We start from the raw sequence: 15,744 nt of genomic DNA, 5'->3' as shown, positions 1-15,744 counted from the left end.
CGTCCGCGTCAGCTCTCGCCGTCCTCCTGCCAGCCGAAGCTCTTCTCCACCGCCTTGCGCCAGTTGTGGTACTCGCGGTCACGTACCTCGGCGGTCATGGCGGGCGTCCACTCGACATCCTTCGCCCAGTGCGCCTTGAGCTCGTCCAGGTCGTTCCACACGCCCGTGGCCAGCCCTGCCGCGTACGCGGCGCCCAGGCAGGTCGTCTCGGAGACCTTGGGCCGGATCACCGGCACGTCGAGCACATCCGCCTGGTGCTGCATGAGCAGGTTGTTCTTCGTCATGCCGCCGTCGACCTTCAGGGTCGTGATGTGCACCCCGGAGTCCTGGTACATGGCGTCCACCACCTCGCGCGTCTGCCAGCTGGTCGCCTCCAGCACCGCGCGGGCGAGGTGCGCCTTGGTGACGTACCGCGTCAGGCCGGTGATGACACCGCGCGCGTCGGACCGCCAGTACGGGGCGAACAGCCCGGAGAAGGCAGGCACGATGTACGCTCCGCCGTTGTCCTCGACGCTCTCCGCCAAGGGCTCGATCTCGTCGGCGGTGCGGATGATGCCGAGCTGGTCGCGGAACCACTGGACCAGCGCGCCCGTTATGGCTATCGCCCCCTCCAGGCAGTACACGGGCGCCTCGCTGCCGATCTTGTAGCCCATGGTCGTCAGCAGCCCGCTCTTCGAGGCCACCGGCCGGTTGCCCGTGTTGAGCAACAGGAAGCTGCCCGTGCCGTATGTGTTCTTCGCCGTGCCCACGTCATAGCAGGCCTGCCCGAACACCGCCGCCTGCTGGTCGCCCAGGGCCGAGGCGACCGGCACGCCGGCCAGCTGTCCGACGGCGGTCCCGTACACCTCGGCGGAGGACTTGATCTCCGGAAGGACGGCCTCGGGCACATTCATCGCGGACAGGATCGAGGAGTCCCACTGAAGGGTCTCCAGGTTCATCAGCATGGTGCGGCCGGCGTTCGTCACGTCGGTGACGTGGTGTCCGCCGTCCGTGCCGCCAGTGAGGTTCCAGATCAGCCAGGAGTCGATGGTGCCGAAGGCGATCTCGCCGCCCTCCGCGCGCGCCCTGAGACCGGGCACGTTGTCGAGCAGCCAGGCCGCCTTGGGGCCGGAGAAGTAGCTGGCCAGCGGCAGGCCGGTCTGCTCGCGGAAACGATCCTGCCCGTCCGAGCCGCCGAGTTGGTTGCACAGCGCCGCCGTACGGGTGTCCTGCCACACGATCGCGTTGTGCACCGGCTTGCCCGTCGCCCGGTCCCACAGGACCGTCGTCTCGCGCTGGTTGGTGATGCCGAGCGCGCTGAGCTGGTCGGCCCGCAGCCCTGCCTTGGCCAGAGCGCCGGCGACCACTGCCTGCACCTTCGACCAAATCTCGGTGGCGTCGTGCTCCACCCAGCCGGGCTTGGGGAAGATCTGGCGGTGCTCGCGCTGGTCGACGGCCACGATGGCGCCGTCCTGGTTGAAGATGATGCAGCGGCTGGAGGTGGTGCCCTGGTCGATAGCGGCGACGAACTTGTCCGTCATGACGTCCCCTTCGTCGGTTCCTTCAGAAGGCTGCGTTGAAGATGAGCCCGGACAGCGCCCCGCCGATCAGCGGTCCCACCACCGGAATCCACGCGTAGCCCCAGTCCGACGTGCCCTTGTTGGGAATCGGGAGCAAGGCGTGGGTGATGCGCGGGCCCAGGTCGCGGGCCGGGTTGATGGCGTATCCCGTGGGACCGCCGAGCGACAGACCGATTCCGACCACCAGGAAGGAGACGATCAGAATCGCGGTTCCGGACTCGCCCAGCCCCTCGGTCAGACCGAAAGCCAGGATCGGCAGCACCAGCGCGATGGTCGCGATGATCTCGGTGATGAGGTTCGCCACGGGGTTACGGATCGCGGGCGCGGTGGAGAAGATCCCGAGGGTTGGCTGAGCGATGTCCTTGTCGGCGTTGGCCTGGAATTGCGCGAGGTAGACCAGCCAGCACAGGACCGCGCCGAGGATCGCGCCGACCATCTGGCCGGCGATGTAGATGGGGACCTTGTCCCAGTCCCCGGTGTCGATGGCGATCCCGAGCGTCACGGCCGGGTTGAGGTGCCCGCCGGACAGCGGTGCGGCGGTGTACGCCCCGGCCATCACGCCGAATCCCCAGCCGAACGTGATGACGATCCAGCCGGCGTCCTTTGCCTTGGAGTAGTTCAGTACGACGGCGGCGACGACTCCGGCCCCGAAGAGAATCAGGATCGCGGTACCGATGACCTCACCGAGGAAGATATCTCCGTTGCTCATTGCGGCTCCTAGGCCCTGGCCGGGACGGTCGGCCCCGGCTCTCTCCGTGCGGGGTGCGTTACCCATGGCAACTTCAGCCGAAGGCAGGGATGGTCCCGCGCCCCGCCCGGCATCCGTGACGAGCGTGCCGTCGCAGCCGACTCGCCTGTGGGGGAACGGGCCTTTGCTCCAGGCGGAACCGCGCGGCGCAGTGCGTGGATACGCCGAGAATGTACGGCGATGTCGGCTGACACCGGGAAGTGTTCACCGGTGTCCAAGGGGCGTCAAGGTCGTCGACGCCAACGGTTGGGGGAGCACCCGCGGGCCACGGACCGTCACCGACGCGGCTCGTGGGACGCCCCTGGGGTTGGACGGACAGCGAGGCCCTGCTGAGGTCGGCAGGGTGGCCATTCCTGCTGACCCGGCAGGGTTCGAAGGCCATGGCTGTTGTGAGGCCGTACGGACGCCTTTCGGCACCCGCCGACCTGGTAGCAAAAGGGTCTCACCCCTTGCCCGGGTCCGCCACCGCCCACTCGGCCCGGGCCGTCTCCGCCGCCATGCCGCGAAGGATCTCGTGCCCGGACAGGCCCGCGCGGCCCAGTACCCAGCTCGCCCCGCTCAGTGACTTCGCCGCCTTCTTCAGGGGCGCCAGACAGGCGGCCGCCTGCCGGTGGTCCGTCACGCTCCCGGGCTCGCACAGGACCGTGGCCAAGGACAGCGTCACAGGATGCCCACCCGCCGACCAGGGCGCGTCCAGAACGGAGGCTGCCAGCGGGCTCAGCCCCTCCGGATCGGCGAGCACCAGGAAGTCGTCCCCGCCGATGTGGCCGACTCGGGTACTGCCCGAGGCCGCGTGCTGCAGCGCCCGTCCGACAGACCGGATCAGCTCGTCGCCCGCCGCGAAGCCGGCTCCGTCGTTGACCTGCTTGAAGTGGTCGACGTCCAGCCAGCTCAGCGCGAACGGCCGCCCGTCGGCGATCCGTCGGTCCACCTCCCCGGTGATCGCGTCCGAACCCGGCAGCCGGGTGAGTGGATTGAGCCCCGCGGCCTCCTCGACCCGGGTCTCGGCGAGTGCCCGAACGAGGTCGGCGAGGCGTACGACGCCCACGCACCGGCCGTACCGGTCGACCACGGCCACATCGTCCGACGTACGGTCCCGGCCACCGACCGCGACCACGTCCAGTACCTCCCACGCGGTGGCGTCCACACCCACCGTGCGCGGCGGATCGCCGAGCTTGGCCGCGGGCCGGTCGGCGTACAGGGCATGGCCGTAGCGGCCCGACATCGACAGCAGGAACCGGGAGCGATGCACCGACCGCACCGGGACACCGTGCGTGTCCACCAGCAGTACCCCGGACACCTCCGGCGACCCGGTGAACAGCGCCCGGACCTGGCCCGCCGACGCGGTGGCGGGCAGCAGCGCCGCGGGCCGTACGAACTCCCGCACGGACGGCCCCGAGCGTGGCGTCACCGCCAGTCCGGTGGAGCGCGGCGGAACGTATACCTCCGCCGCGGGCAGCCTTGCCGGCGGAGCGAACAACTCGCCCTGCGCCAGTTGCGCGCCCGCCGACCTCGCGGACCCGCACTGGAGCTCCGTCTCCACGCCCTCGACACACAGGAGCGCCGACAACTGGTCGCACAGCGTCCGCATCGCCCGCACCGCCGCCGAGCGCGTGAGCATGGACGCGTCGAGTTTCACCAGGTCGGGCGCCATGTCGGTGAGCAACCGCAACGGTACGTCCCCGTCACCGACGCCGTCCGCGCTGATCCGGAAACCCTGGTCCCGCAGCGAGCCGATCGCCTCCAGCAGCGCGTGCTGGGGCACGTGTGTGTACGGCGGGCCGACGTCGATCGTCACTTCCCACGGCAGCCGCCCCGCCGCACGCACGGCGTCGTGCAGCGGTGTCAGCCCGCCGAGGTCGGCGAGGGTACCGGCGAACACGTTGACGTACAGAGGCAGCATCGCTTCCTTGCGGGCTGCCGCACGGAACGCCAACACGGCGAGTCGACCGTCGATCTCGGGATTGCGGCGGGCCTCGGCCAGGATGTCGCCGGTCTCCGGGCGGGCGAGTATCTCGAGCCCCGCGACCCCGCCGGTCGTCAGATTGACCACCGGTTGGAAAGCGAAGCGGAGAGTATCCGTCCAGGAGTCCACGGCAGCATGATGGCGCTGCTGGAGGACGCCCAAGCCCAGTTCATGAGACGTTCACGCAGGATTCCGGGGTGGTCACACACCGTAGACATGCCTGCCCAGCGCCCGGCCATACGGCCGTGGCGCCACGCTCGCTCGGCCGGATACCCGCGCTGCCGCACTGCCGCGCCTCACCGCACAGCGATCACCGCCGACCCGTGCCCGAACAGCCCCTGGTTCGCCGCGATCCCCGCGCGCGCCCCGGCGACCTGCCGGTCACCCGCAGTGCCCCTCAACTGCCATGCGAGTTCGCATACTTGGGCGATCGCCTGGGCGGGTACCGCCTCCCCGAAGGAGGCCAGCCCACCGCTCGCGTTCACGGGTATGCGGCCACCCAGCGTCGTTGTGCCCTCCCGCAGCAGCTTCGCCGCCTCTCCCTCCCCGCACAGCCCAAGGTCCTCGTACCACTGCAACTCCAGTGCGGTGGACAGGTCGTAGGCCTCCGCGAAGGACAGCTCCTCCGGGCCGACGCCGGCTTCCTCGTAAGCCGCGCGCGCGATCGACTCGCGGAACGTCTCGGGCGCCGGCCGGACCGCCACCGCCGAGTCGGTCGCGATGTCGGGCAGGTCCAGGACGGTGTTGGGGTAACGCGGCGTCACGGTGGACACCGCACGGATCCGCACCGGATCCCTGGCCCCGTGCCGACGTGCGAACTCCATGCCGGCCAGCACGAGTGCGGCCCCTCCGTCCGAGGTCGCGCAGATGTCGAGCAGGCGCAAGGGATCGGCGACCACGGTGGACGCGGCGACCTCCTCGGCGGTGACCGGCTTGCGGTAGCGCGCGTAGGGATTCAGCGCGCCGAGCGCCGCGTTCTTCACCTTGACCTGGGCGAAGTCGGCCGGTGTGTCACCGTGCACGGCCATCCGCCGACGCGCGTACAGCCCGAAGTACGCCGGATTGGTGGCACCGAGGACGCGGAAACGCAGCCAGTCCGGGTCATCGGGCCGGTCGCCGCCCGCAGGACGGAAGAACCCCTTGGGAGCCGCATCCGCGCCCACCACCAGCACCACGTCCGCCAGACCTGAAAGTATCTGGGCCCGCGCGGTGTTGACGGCCTGTGCCCCGGAGGCGCACGCCGCGTACACACTCGTGACCCGGGCACCCTGCCATCCGAGCGCCTTCGCGAAAGTCGCCCCGGCCACGTACCCCGGATAGCCGCCCCGCACGGTGTCCGCGCCGACGATGGAACCGATGTCCCGCCACTCCAGGCCCGCATCGGCGAGGGCCGCGCGGGCCGCCACCGTGCCGTACTCGACGAAGCTGCGTCCCCACTTGCCCCAGGGATGCATGCCCGCACCGAGCACCGCAACCTCTTCCGTCATACCGCCACCCCCGTCGGCCGCCATTGCCACGTCATCCAGATCGTCTCCGCGTCCTCATGAAGCACGCCGGGAACGACCTCCACCTCCATGCCCACCGCCAGATCGGTGACGGTGACACCGGGAACCGCCTGCCCCAGCACCACGAGACGCTCGGCGGCCAGCTCCACAGCGATCAACGTGTGCGGCTCCCACGGAAGTTCCGGATTGGTCACATAGGGTGACGGAGGTCGGTATCGGCTGTCCGTGAACGACCAGACATGCCCGCGCCGGGAGAGCGGCACCTCCGCCAGATCGCCGCCCGGGCACTCCGGGTTGCGACAGTGAGCGTCCTCGCGGGGAAAGAAGACCGAGGCGCAGGCAGAGCACCGGGTGCCCAGGAGCCGGAAATCCTCCCCGTCACCGGCGAACCATCCGCCGACCATCGGTGTACGCGTGCGTGGCATGGCCCCTCCTCGCAAGGTATCTGACGGGACGTCAGAATTTTGCCACGGGCAGCCGTAAAGCGGCAGGGCGGCTTCAGGGGGGATCGCATCCGATCGCTTCCGCGACGGAACGAATTCCTGATCGATGCAGAAGACATGACGCGACTCCCGTGGTCTGAGGGCTGGTCACCACACTCGCCGCCTTGCTGGCCGTGGTCGCCGCCGCCACCGCCCAGGTGAAGACCGAGCCCAAGGCGCCGAAGGACTTCGTGGCACTGAGAAGAGTGGATCCCACCATCGTGCAGGAGATGCGCTACTACACCCCGCACAACTTCGCGGGCGAGCGCATCGACGGCTACCGACAGCCCCGCCGCATCCTCCCCGACCTGCCGCAGAAGCGCTCCACAAAGCCCAGAAGCATTTGTTGTGCCAGGGGCACACGCTCAAGGTCTACGACTGCTACCGGCCGCAGCGCGCCGTCGACCACTTCGACCCGCGCATCCAGGGCGAACAGCGCGCCAACAGGATGCTGCTCAAGAACACCCTCGAAGCTCTCGGATCGGTGAACCTGGCCGAGGAGTGGTGGCACTACACGTACAGCCGGAGCCCTGTCAGGACACCTACTTCGACTTCCCCGTGTCCCGGAAATCCCTCACCAGGCCTTGACGACCGGCCCCCGGAAGACGCCCTTCCACTGATCGGATACAGTCCGCCGCGTGTCCGAAACTCAGTACTCCGCCCCCAACTCCGCAGCAGACTCCCACTGTTCGAGCTGCGGCGCGCCCTACGGAGAGGGCGTCTCCGGCTGGCCCCGCACCTGCCCGGCATGCGGCAGCGTGGCCTACCGCAATCCGCTGCCGGTAGCGATCGCGCTCCAGCCCGTGTACGACACGAAGGGCACCGCCCTGGTCGTCATCACCCGAACCGTCGCCCCCGCGCGCGGAGGCATCGCCCTGCCCGGCGGCTACATCGACGACCGAGAGGACTGGCGGCAGGCCGTCGTCCGCGAACTCAAGGAAGAGACCGGCATCGACGCGGCCGGCCGCGACGTACGGCTTGCCGACGCCATGAGCTCTCCCGATGGGCACCTCCTGCTCTTCGGTCTCCTTCCGGAACGCCCCGCCGACCGTCTGCCGATCTCGGCCGCCACCGACGAGACCGAGGGCTGGCACCTCCTGCACCGGCCGGAGGAACTCGCCTTCCCGCTGCACACGCTGGCCGTACGGGCGTTCTTCGAGGGCCGTTACGTCTGAACTCCCCGCTCGCCGAGACCTCGTATGCGCACCGGACGAGGCGACGTGATCACGCCGTCCTCGTGCTCCAGCTCCACCAGCAACCTTCCGCCCTGCCAGCGGGTGACGTAACGCTCGATCTCCGGTTCGTCCCAGCCGTCACCCGCATCCGGCACCACCAGCCCGCCCCCGGTACGCCCCCGGGCGGGCGCCCACACCTCCAGTTCCAGCCCGCCGTCGTCCCCGCGTACCGGGACGACGGCACCCGCGCGCGCGAGCACCGGAATCCGGGACAGGGGCGCGTTCACGAGGACCTGCCCCGGCCCCTCGTACGCCCGCCCCGTCGCCGTGTCGTACCAGTGCCCGCGCGGCAACTGCACCGCACGCCGGTCAGCGCCCGGATCCAGTACGGGCGCCACCAGCAGGCAGTCGCCCAGCAGAAACGCATCCTCGCAGTCGCGCAGCGCGCGCTCCTCGGGCGCCGACCACCACAGCGGACGTACGTACGGCGCCCCCGTCCGCCGGGCGAGGTGCGCCAGCGTCACGAAGTAGGGCAGCAGCCTCCGCCGCTCGACGAGCGCCACGCGCGCGTGCTCCAGCACCTCGGGACCGAACTCCCACGGCTCCCTGCGCCCCGCCCGCAGACTCGCATGTGTGCGGAACAGCGGCAGATACGCGGCCAGCTGGAACCAGCGCAGATACAGCTCCGGCGACGGACTCCCGTCGAACCCGCCGACATCGGGCCCCGAGTAGGGCACCCCGCACAGACCGAGGCCCATGACCAGCGACAGCGACGCCCGCAGTCCCGGCCAGCCAGTGGCCACGTCACCCGACCAGGACCCCCCGTAGCGCTGCATGCCGGCCCATCCGGACCGCGAGAAGACGAAGGGCCGCTCCTCGGGCACCAGTGCGCGCAGCCCCTCGTGGGCCGCCCTGGCCATGCACAAGCCGAAGACGTTGTGCGCCTCCTGATGGTCCCCGCCGCGCCCCTCCAGGTAATGCCGGGCCGAACGCGGCAGAGTCGACTCACCGAAGGCGGCGAACGAGGTCGGCTCGTTCATGTCAAGCCAGAAACCCGAGAACCCCTGCGCCAGCCGCTCCTCGTACAGGCCACCCCACCACTGCCGCACGCGCGCGTGCGTGAAGTCCGGAAAGACCGCCTCCCCGGGCCACACAACACCCCGCACAATCCGTCCGGAAGCGTCCCTGACAAAAGCGTCCTCGGCTGTTCCGCTGTCGTACACCGCGTTGCCCGGCGCGGCCCTGACCGCCGGGTCGACGATCGACACCAGCCGGATCCCGTCCCGCAGCAAGTCCTCGGCAAGCTGGGGCAGTTTGGGAAAGCCCTCCTGGTCGACCGTGAACACCTGGTGCTCGTCAAAGTGGTCGATGTCCAGATGGACCGCGTCCAGCGGCAGATCACGCTCCTGGTAACCCGAAACGATCCGCCGCAGCTCCTGCTCACTGCCGAAGCCCCACCGCGCGTGATGGTGGCCGAGCGCCCACGCCGGCGGCAGCGCGGCAGCACCGGTGAGGGAGGCCCAGACGAGCAGCACGCGCGCGGGAGTGCCCACCATCACCCAGCAGCGCAGCGGTCCCCCGTCCATCCGCAGTTCACTGGTCCCCGGCTTGTCATGCCCGGAACCGGCGCCCTCCTCGCCCTCCCGCAACGTCACCGTGCCGTCCCACGAGGTGTCGTGGAACACCAGGTGCGAGGCCGCGTCGGCCACGACCAGCTGCACGGGCATGGTGATGTAGAGCGGGTCGTCGCCAGGGCCGAACGCGCGGCCGGGGTCGGTGTTCCACAGCCGGTACGTCCCGTCCTTGAGCCGGGGCCCCGACGCCCGGCCGCCCAGCCCGAAGAACCGCGCGTCCGCGGCCACCTCCGACCGCTGCATCCAGCGCGCCGCCCCGCCGCCGACCGGCTCCCACCACCGCGGCGGCAGGTCACGGCGAAGTGCCACGCCACCGGGCGTCTGCACCTCCACGGCGCCGTGCCGCGAGATGACGACCGTCACCCGCTCGGCCACGACCCGCCAGCCACCGGCCTTGTCGGGCTCCAGCACAGCCCGCGGATCCGGCTCAGGGCAGCGGCCCGCCAGCGCGTACGACGGCTCAGGAGCAGCCCCGTCCCAGCCCCAGAAGACAGCCCCGTTCACGGTGACGACGACGCGCAGCTCGGACCTGCTGAACCGGATCACGCCACCGCCCGGACCGGGCTGCACCTCCTGCACGAGCCCGGGCACCCGGGCGCGCTCGGCACCCCGGGGCGGCAGCCCCTCGGCGTCGGCGCGCTTCCTGCGCCACGCCGCCCGTACGGTACGCAACCCCTGGGTCGCTCCCACAGAACCGACCGCCTTCATCGAACGCACCAGGTCACGACCGTCCATGCTGCTCAGCCTGCCATTGACCGCCCCACACGCGTGTGCCGTTCAACTGCCGTTCACCCGTGCTAGGACCACATCTTCACGACACGGACTATGTGGGGCGCACCCTGGTGCAGAAGTCGATCACATGGCATCGTCCGTGTCATCCGCGTCACGCGCACACCCCAGCCGTGCGCGGAAGACGCACACGACGCGCACAGCCCGGGAGCCGCCCCATGTCGACCGTGAATCCCCAGCCGCTCTGGCAGCCAGATCCGCAGCGCATCGCACAGGCTCAGGTCACCAAGTTCCAGGCCTGGGCCGCAGAAAACCACGGAGCCCCCGCCGAAGGCGGCTATGCGGCCCTGCACCGCTGGTCGGTCGACGAGCTGGACACCTTCTGGGAAGCCGTCACGGAGTGGTTCGACGTACGCTTCTCCACCCCCTACGCGCGCGTGCTGGCCGATCGCTCGATGCCCGGCGCCCAGTGGTTCCCCGGCGCCACCCTGAACTACGCCAAGCACGCCCTGCGCGCCGCCACGACCCGCGCCGACGAACCCGCACTCCTCCATGTCGACGAATCCCACGAGCCCCGCCCTGTGACCTGGTCCGAGCTGCGCCGCCAGGTCGGTTCCCTCGCCGCCGAGCTGCGCTCCCTCGGTGTACGCCCCGGGGACCGTGTCAGCGGTTACCTCCCGAACATCCCGCAGGCCGTCGTCGCCCTCCTCGCCACGGCTGCCGTCGGCGGCGTCTGGACCTCCTGCGCCCCCGACTTCGGCGCTCGCAGCGTCCTCGACCGCTTCCAGCAGGTGGAACCGGTCGTCCTGTTCACGGTCGACGGCTACCGCTACGGCGGAAAGGAGCACGACCGACGGGACGTGGTCGCCGAGCTGCGCCGCGAACTGCCCAGTCTGCGCGCCGTGGTGCACATCCCGCTCCTCGGCACCGAGGCCACCGAGGGCGCGCTGGAATGGTCCGCCCTCACGGCCGCCGACGAGGAACCGGTGTTCGAGCAGGTTCCCTTCGACCACCCCCTCTGGGTGCTCTACTCCTCCGGCACCACCGGCCTGCCCAAGGCGATCGTCCAGTCCCAGGGCGGCATCCTCGTAGAGCACCTCAAACAACTCGGCCTGCACTGCGACCTGGGCCCCGAGGACCGCTTCTTCTGGTACACCTCGACGGGCTGGATGATGTGGAACTTCCTGGTCTCCGGCCTCCTCACCGGGACCACGATCGTTCTCTACGACGGCAGCCCGGGCTATCCCGACACAGGCGCCCAGTGGCGGATCGCCGACCGGACCGAAGCCACCCTCTACGGCACCTCGGCCGCCTACGTCATGGCCTGCCGCAAAGCCGGAGTACGCCCCGCCCGCGACTTCGACCTCTCCACAGTGCAATGCGTCGCCACCACCGGGTCACCGCTGCCGCCCGACGGCTTCCGTTGGCTGCACGACGAGGTCCGCGACGACCTCTGGATCGCCTCCGTGAGCGGCGGCACGGATGTCTGCTCCTGCTTCGCGGGAGCCGTGCCCACGCTGCCTGTCTACGTCGGCGAACTCCAGGCCCCAAGCCTCGGCACCGATCTGCAGTCCTGGGACCCCAGCGGAGAACCCCTCATCGACGAGGTGGGCGAGCTCGTCGTCACCAATCCCATGCCGTCCATGCCGATCTACTTCTGGAACGACCCCGACGGCAGCCGGTACCACGACAGCTACTTCGACACGTATCCCGGCGTATGGCGGCACGGCGACTGGATCACCGCCACCTCACGCGGCTCAGTCATCATCCACGGACGTTCCGACTCGACGCTCAACCGCCAAGGCGTCCGCATGGGATCGGCCGACATCTACGAGGCCGTGGAACGCCTGCCCGAGATCAAGGAGTCCCTCGTCATCGGCATCGAACAGCCCGACGGCGCCTACTGGATGCCCTTGTTCGTGCACCTGGTACCCGGAGCCGTTCTCGACGAGCCCCTCCTGAACCGCATCAAGCAGACCATCCGCGAACAGCTCTCCCCACGTCACGTCCCCGACGAGATCATCGAGGTCCCCGGCGTCCCCCACACCCTCACCGGCAAGCGCATCGAGGTCCCGGTCAAGCGCCTTCTCCAGGGCACACCCCTGGAGAAGGCGGTCAATCCGGGCTCCATCGACAACCTCGACCTCCTGCACTTCTACGAGGAACTCGCCCGCAAGCGAGCTTGACCGACACATGCCGGCCTCAGGCGTTCGAACCACAGCGGCATCCGAGGCCGGCCACGGCCCACCACCCGTCCGACATGCACGAATGCCCCGCTGAGGAGCCGCGAGCACCTCACCCTGACGCCGTTGTCAGTGCCCCCGGTTACTGTGAGTGAGCATTGATCGACAGCACACAGGGGGAAAGATGGCGCACACCGATCACCAGACGATGCGACGCGTTCTGCGCCGCGAAATCGCCGGCACCATCGGCCTGCTGACCGACGAACACGACTTCCGTGCCATGCGGCGCTACCGCAGCTTCACTTTCGACGACCACAAGATCTATCTGGAACAGGTGGAGGCCCTCCTCAGGAAACGCGCCGACGAAGGAAGCCATACGACGATCGCTCTCTTCGATCCGCAGGAGTACGCAGAGTTCTGCGAGGCAACCGGACTGGACCCCGACATCCCGTCGAGCCGCACACGCTTCACCGCCGAACTCGCGACCACCGGTCCCACCGTCTGCTACGAAGGCCAGCCCTTGGCGGACCTCGTCCCGGCCCTCGTCGACGAAGCCGTCCGACAGGCCACCTGGGAGTACGCGTCCACACTCCTGGCACGACTGGGAGCCTGCGCCACCTGCGGTGAGGACATCGGCCGCGCGGCCTTCGCCCGCGCCTCCAGCCTCCTCGTCCGCGTCCTGAACACCGCCCAGCCCGGCAGCCGACACCTCGTCTGCAGCGTCACGGGGACTCCGGAAACCCTGGTCTCCGTCCTGCACGCCGACGACGACGCGCAGGGCGCGACGCACCTCGACGAGGCCGAAGCGCTGGAATTCACCACGGTTCTCGCCCTCGGCCTCGCCACCCAGAGCCCCGGCGGACTCGTCATGCGGACCAGCGCCCCCGGCACAACCGACCGCATCTACGGATGGCGCCTACGGGCGAACGGCCTGGAACCCCTCACCGCGGGCGAGGTCTTCGACGCCTACTGCACCGACATCGAATCGGGAGACCTCATCGCCCCGGAATCGGGCGTCGACTACTGCGTGCCCCCAGATCTCGCTGACGAGGAGGCGCCTCCGGGACACGACCACTGAACGCACAGGGGCGCCCCCCCCCCCGCAGGTGGAGCGCCCCACACGAACCGGCACGCGGGCGTCTCGCTCCGGCTACTCGCCGGACAGCACCGCCTGAGCCGCGTTACGCGCGTCCTCGGCGCTGTCCGCCGCCCGGGCCGCAGCGGCGGCGCGCTCGCACTGCGCCAACGTGTACTTCGAAAGCGTCGCCCGGACGTAGGGAATCGACGCCGACCCCATGGACAGGGAGGTGACACCCAGACCGGTCAGCACACATGCCAGCAGCGGGTCGGACGCCGCCTCACCGCAGACACCGCAGCTCTTGCCCTCGGCCTTCGCCGCCTCGGCGGACAGCGCGACCAGGTCGAGCAGCGCGGGCTGCCACGGATCCTGCAGCCGGGACACGGCACCCACCTGCCGGTCCGCGGCGAACGTGTACTGCGCGAGGTCGTTCGTCCCCAACGACAGGAACTCGACCTCCTGGAGGATCGAGCGCGCCCGCAGTGCGGCCGACGGAATCTCCACCATCGCACCGAACTTCGCCTGCAGCCCAGCCGCACGGCACGCGTCAGCGAACGCCTTCGCATCGGTCCTGTCCGCCACCATCGGGGCCATGACCTCGAGGTAGACAGGCAGCCCCTCCGCAGCCTTCGCCAGCGCCGTCAGCTGGGTGCGCAGAACCTCTGGATGGTCCAGCAGCGTCCGCAGACCGCGTACGCCCAGGGCCGGGTTCGGCTCATCCGCCGGCGTCAGGAAGTCCAGCGGCTTATCCGCACCCGCGTCCAGGACACGTACTACGACACGGCCCTCGGGGAAGGCCTCGAGGACCTGCCGGTAGGCCTCGACCTGCTTCTCCTCGGACGGCGCCTTCTTGCTGTCGTCGAGGAAGAGGAACTCGGTACGGAACAGACCCACACCCTCAGCGCCCGCCTCGACGGCGGCCGGAACGTCGGACGGACCGCCCACGTTGGCCAGCAGCGGCACCTTGTGGCCGTCGGCGGTGGCACCGGGGCCCGTCGACGCCACGAGCGCGGCCTTGCGCGTGGCGGCGGCAGCCTCCAGCTCCGCCTTCTTCTCATCACTCGGATTCACGAAGATGTCGCCGGTGCTGCCGTCGACCGCGATGACCGTGCCCTCGGCCAGTTCGCCGGCCCCCGGCAGCGCGACCACGGCCGGCACACCGAGCGCCCTCGCCAGGATCGCGCTGTGGCTGGTCGGCCCGCCCTCCTCGGTGACGAAGCCGAGAACGAGGGCCGGGTCCAGCAGGGCCGTGTCGGCCGGGGCGAGGTCCCGAGCCACCAGGACATAGGGCTCGTCACTGTCCGGGACACCCGGCATCGGGACCCCGAGCAAACGAGCGACGATACGATTCCGCACGTCGTCGAGGTCGGCCACACGACCGGCCAGGTACTCACCGGCACCCGCGAGCAACTCGCGATACGCGGCGAAGGCGTCGTACACGGCGCGCTCGGCCGTGCTGCCGACAGTGATACGACGGTCCACGTCCGCCATCAGCTCGGGATCCTGGGCCATCATGGCCTGCGCCTCGAGCACCGCCTGGGCTTCGCCCCCCGCCAGATTGCCGCGCGCCATCAGGTCGGCTGCGACAGCCTCCACGGCCTTGCGGGCGCGCCCCTGTTCACGCTCCGCTTCCTCCGCCGGAATCTGCTTGGCAGGCGGTTCGAGGACCGCCGTTCCCATGTGCCGAACCTCGCCGATCGCCACACCGTGGCTCACGCCGACGCCTCGCAGCGTTGTCTCCATCTCACCCGTCTCCGATAGTGCGGCGGGTCCCGCCGCCGCGGTGGTTGTCGTCGCTACTTGCCGTCATAGGACGGCGCCGATGTCACTTCCAGACGAAGAGACTGTCGCCGGCCTTCACATCGCCGTCGTCACGCAGGTCGGAGAGGGCCTCAGCCGTGGCCTCGAGGGCCACGATCGGGCACACCGGGGACTTACCGGCTTCCTCGACCGCCGCCGGATTCCAGCGCACGATGCCCTGGCCGCGGGTCACGGTGTCGCCCTTGTTCACGAGCAGTTCGAAGCCCTCGCCGTTGAGCTGCACCGTGTCGATGCCGAGATGAGTGAGCACACCATGACCCTGCTCGTCGACGACGACAAAGGCGTGCGGATGGAGAGAGACGATGACCCCGTCCACGGGGGACACGGCCTCGGACGGCTCACGCACGGGGTCGATCGCGGTGCCCGGGCCGACCATGGCCCCGGAGAAGACAGGATCCGGTACGGATGCCAGTCCGACGGCGCGTCCTGCCAGCGGGGACGTCACGGTGGTCATGGGAAGCCTCCCAGGGGATGGAGATCGATCTGGGCCGTCGCTGTCTGTGCCCGACGGCACACTGTTCAGCAGGGTATGTCACTTGAAGTGCCGGTTCCGCCTCGGCGCCCCATAGTGGTCTAGACCATACCTCAAATCGATTTGCACCCGCTCCGCAGCTGCGTGTACAGTCGTACTCCTGCTTGGGGCTGAGCGACGCAACTAAGTGTCCTCGCCGGGCAGCACCCAACTTGTCAGATCCTATCTCGGGGTCGCCTTCTGCATGCCTGCAGAACGGTGGTCAGAGGGCCGGAAAAACACTGATAGAGTTTGGACCACCGAAGGGAAGCGCCCGGAGGAAAGCCCGAGAGGGTGAGTACGAAGGAAGCGTCCGTTCCTTGAGAACTCAACAGCGTGCCAAAAGTCAACGC

11 protein-coding genes and 1 pseudogene are annotated in these 15,744 nt (G+C 69.6%); 4 read left to right on the top strand and 8 right to left on the bottom strand.

The genetic code is table 11. The features are described from left to right. Positions 1-8: 8 nt before the first annotated feature. The 5 genes from glpK to ACIBAG_RS41380 all read right to left on the bottom strand — a co-directional run bounded on the left by glpK (position 9) and on the right by ACIBAG_RS41380 (position 6,182). Positions 9-1,520 (bottom strand): glycerol kinase GlpK, encoded by a 1,512-nt coding sequence (gene glpK, locus ACIBAG_RS41400; RefSeq protein ID WP_399112743.1) that lies wholly within the window; start codon positions 1,518-1,520, stop codon positions 9-11. 22 nt (positions 1,521-1,542) lie between these two features. Beyond that, the gene (locus tag ACIBAG_RS41395; protein WP_399112741.1) at positions 1,543-2,268 is read right to left on the bottom strand and encodes an MIP/aquaporin family protein; all 726 of its coding nucleotides are present in this window, start codon (positions 2,266-2,268) and stop codon (positions 1,543-1,545) included. A gap of 481 nt (positions 2,269-2,749) precedes the next feature. Further along, positions 2,750-4,402 carry an EAL domain-containing protein gene (locus ACIBAG_RS41390; RefSeq protein ID WP_399112740.1) on the bottom strand — a complete coding sequence of 551 codons (1,653 nt, stop codon included), beginning with the start codon at positions 4,400-4,402 and terminating at the stop codon, positions 2,750-2,752. 167 nt (positions 4,403-4,569) lie between these two features. After that, positions 4,570-5,760, bottom strand: a complete 1,191-nt coding sequence (locus ACIBAG_RS41385) for a lipid-transfer protein (protein WP_399112738.1) — start codon at positions 5,758-5,760, stop codon at positions 4,570-4,572. Further along, positions 5,757-6,182, bottom strand: coding sequence for a Zn-ribbon domain-containing OB-fold protein (locus ACIBAG_RS41380; RefSeq protein ID WP_399112896.1), 426 nt, complete (start codon positions 6,180-6,182; stop codon positions 5,757-5,759). The genes ACIBAG_RS41385 and ACIBAG_RS41380 overlap by 4 nt, the downstream gene beginning before the upstream one ends. Before the next feature lie 182 nt (positions 6,183-6,364). Between ACIBAG_RS41380 and ACIBAG_RS41375 the strand changes: the two are divergent. Both ACIBAG_RS41375 and ACIBAG_RS41370 read left to right on the top strand, forming a co-directional pair. Further along, positions 6,365-6,848 (top strand): annotated as a pseudogene (locus ACIBAG_RS41375) (M15 family metallopeptidase). Between the two features lie 50 nt (positions 6,849-6,898). Further along, on the top strand, positions 6,899-7,435 hold the full coding sequence (locus ACIBAG_RS41370; protein WP_399112736.1) for an NUDIX domain-containing protein: 537 nt from the start codon (positions 6,899-6,901) through the stop codon (positions 7,433-7,435). Here ACIBAG_RS41370 and ACIBAG_RS41365 read toward each other — a convergent pair. Beyond that, positions 7,426-9,804, bottom strand: coding sequence for a TIM-barrel domain-containing protein (locus tag ACIBAG_RS41365; RefSeq protein WP_399112734.1), 2,379 nt, complete (start codon positions 9,802-9,804; stop codon positions 7,426-7,428). The genes ACIBAG_RS41370 and ACIBAG_RS41365 overlap by 10 nt on opposite strands. A 212-nt stretch (positions 9,805-10,016) precedes the next feature. Between ACIBAG_RS41365 and ACIBAG_RS41360 the strand changes: the two genes are divergently transcribed. Together ACIBAG_RS41360 and ACIBAG_RS41355 are read left to right on the top strand one after the other, a co-directional pair. Next, positions 10,017-11,984 (top strand): acetoacetate--CoA ligase, encoded by a 1,968-nt coding sequence (locus ACIBAG_RS41360; protein WP_399112733.1) that lies wholly within the window; start codon positions 10,017-10,019, stop codon positions 11,982-11,984. A 181-nt stretch (positions 11,985-12,165) separates the two neighbouring features. Then, on the top strand, positions 12,166-13,059 hold the full coding sequence (locus ACIBAG_RS41355) for a hypothetical protein (protein WP_399112732.1): 894 nt from the start codon (positions 12,166-12,168) through the stop codon (positions 13,057-13,059). Positions 13,060-13,131: 72 nt separating this feature from the next. Here ACIBAG_RS41355 and ptsP read toward each other — a convergent pair whose 3' ends face one another. Both ptsP and ACIBAG_RS41345 read right to left on the bottom strand, forming a co-directional pair. Beyond that, on the bottom strand, positions 13,132-14,802 hold the full coding sequence (gene ptsP / locus ACIBAG_RS41350; RefSeq protein WP_399112730.1) for a phosphoenolpyruvate--protein phosphotransferase: 1,671 nt from the start codon (positions 14,800-14,802) through the stop codon (positions 13,132-13,134). Positions 14,803-14,884: 82 nt separating this feature from the next. Further along, positions 14,885-15,334, bottom strand: a complete 450-nt coding sequence (locus ACIBAG_RS41345) for a PTS glucose transporter subunit IIA (protein ID WP_399112728.1) — start codon at positions 15,332-15,334, stop codon at positions 14,885-14,887. Positions 15,335-15,744 lie beyond the last annotated feature (410 nt).

This window comes from Streptomyces sp. NPDC051243 (assembly GCF_044455405.1).
Lineage (GTDB): Bacteria > Actinomycetota > Actinomycetes > Streptomycetales > Streptomycetaceae > Streptomyces.
This window is presented reverse-complemented; position numbering and strand designations above follow the sequence as displayed.

Coding starts and splice junctions, on each gene's coding strand:
- ACIBAG_RS41365 (WP_399112734.1), bottom strand. CDS start 9,804: ATGGACGGTCGTGACCTGGTGCGTTCGATGAAGGCGGTCGGTTCTGTG.
- ACIBAG_RS41380 (WP_399112896.1), bottom strand. CDS start 6,182: ATGGTCGGCGGATGGTTCGCCGGTGACGGGGAGGATTTCCGGCTCCTG.
- ACIBAG_RS41395 (WP_399112741.1), bottom strand. CDS start 2,268: ATGAGCAACGGAGATATCTTCCTCGGTGAGGTCATCGGTACCGCGATC.
- ACIBAG_RS41345 (WP_399112728.1), bottom strand. CDS start 15,334: ATGACCACCGTGACGTCCCCGCTGGCAGGACGCGCCGTCGGACTGGCA.
- glpK (WP_399112743.1), bottom strand. CDS start 1,520: ATGACGGACAAGTTCGTCGCCGCTATCGACCAGGGCACCACCTCCAGC.
- ACIBAG_RS41360 (WP_399112733.1), top strand. CDS start 10,017: ATGTCGACCGTGAATCCCCAGCCGCTCTGGCAGCCAGATCCGCAGCGC.
- ACIBAG_RS41385 (WP_399112738.1), bottom strand. CDS start 5,760: ATGACGGAAGAGGTTGCGGTGCTCGGTGCGGGCATGCATCCCTGGGGC.
- ptsP (WP_399112730.1), bottom strand. CDS start 14,802: ATGGAGACAACGCTGCGAGGCGTCGGCGTGAGCCACGGTGTGGCGATC.
- ACIBAG_RS41355 (WP_399112732.1), top strand. CDS start 12,166: ATGGCGCACACCGATCACCAGACGATGCGACGCGTTCTGCGCCGCGAA.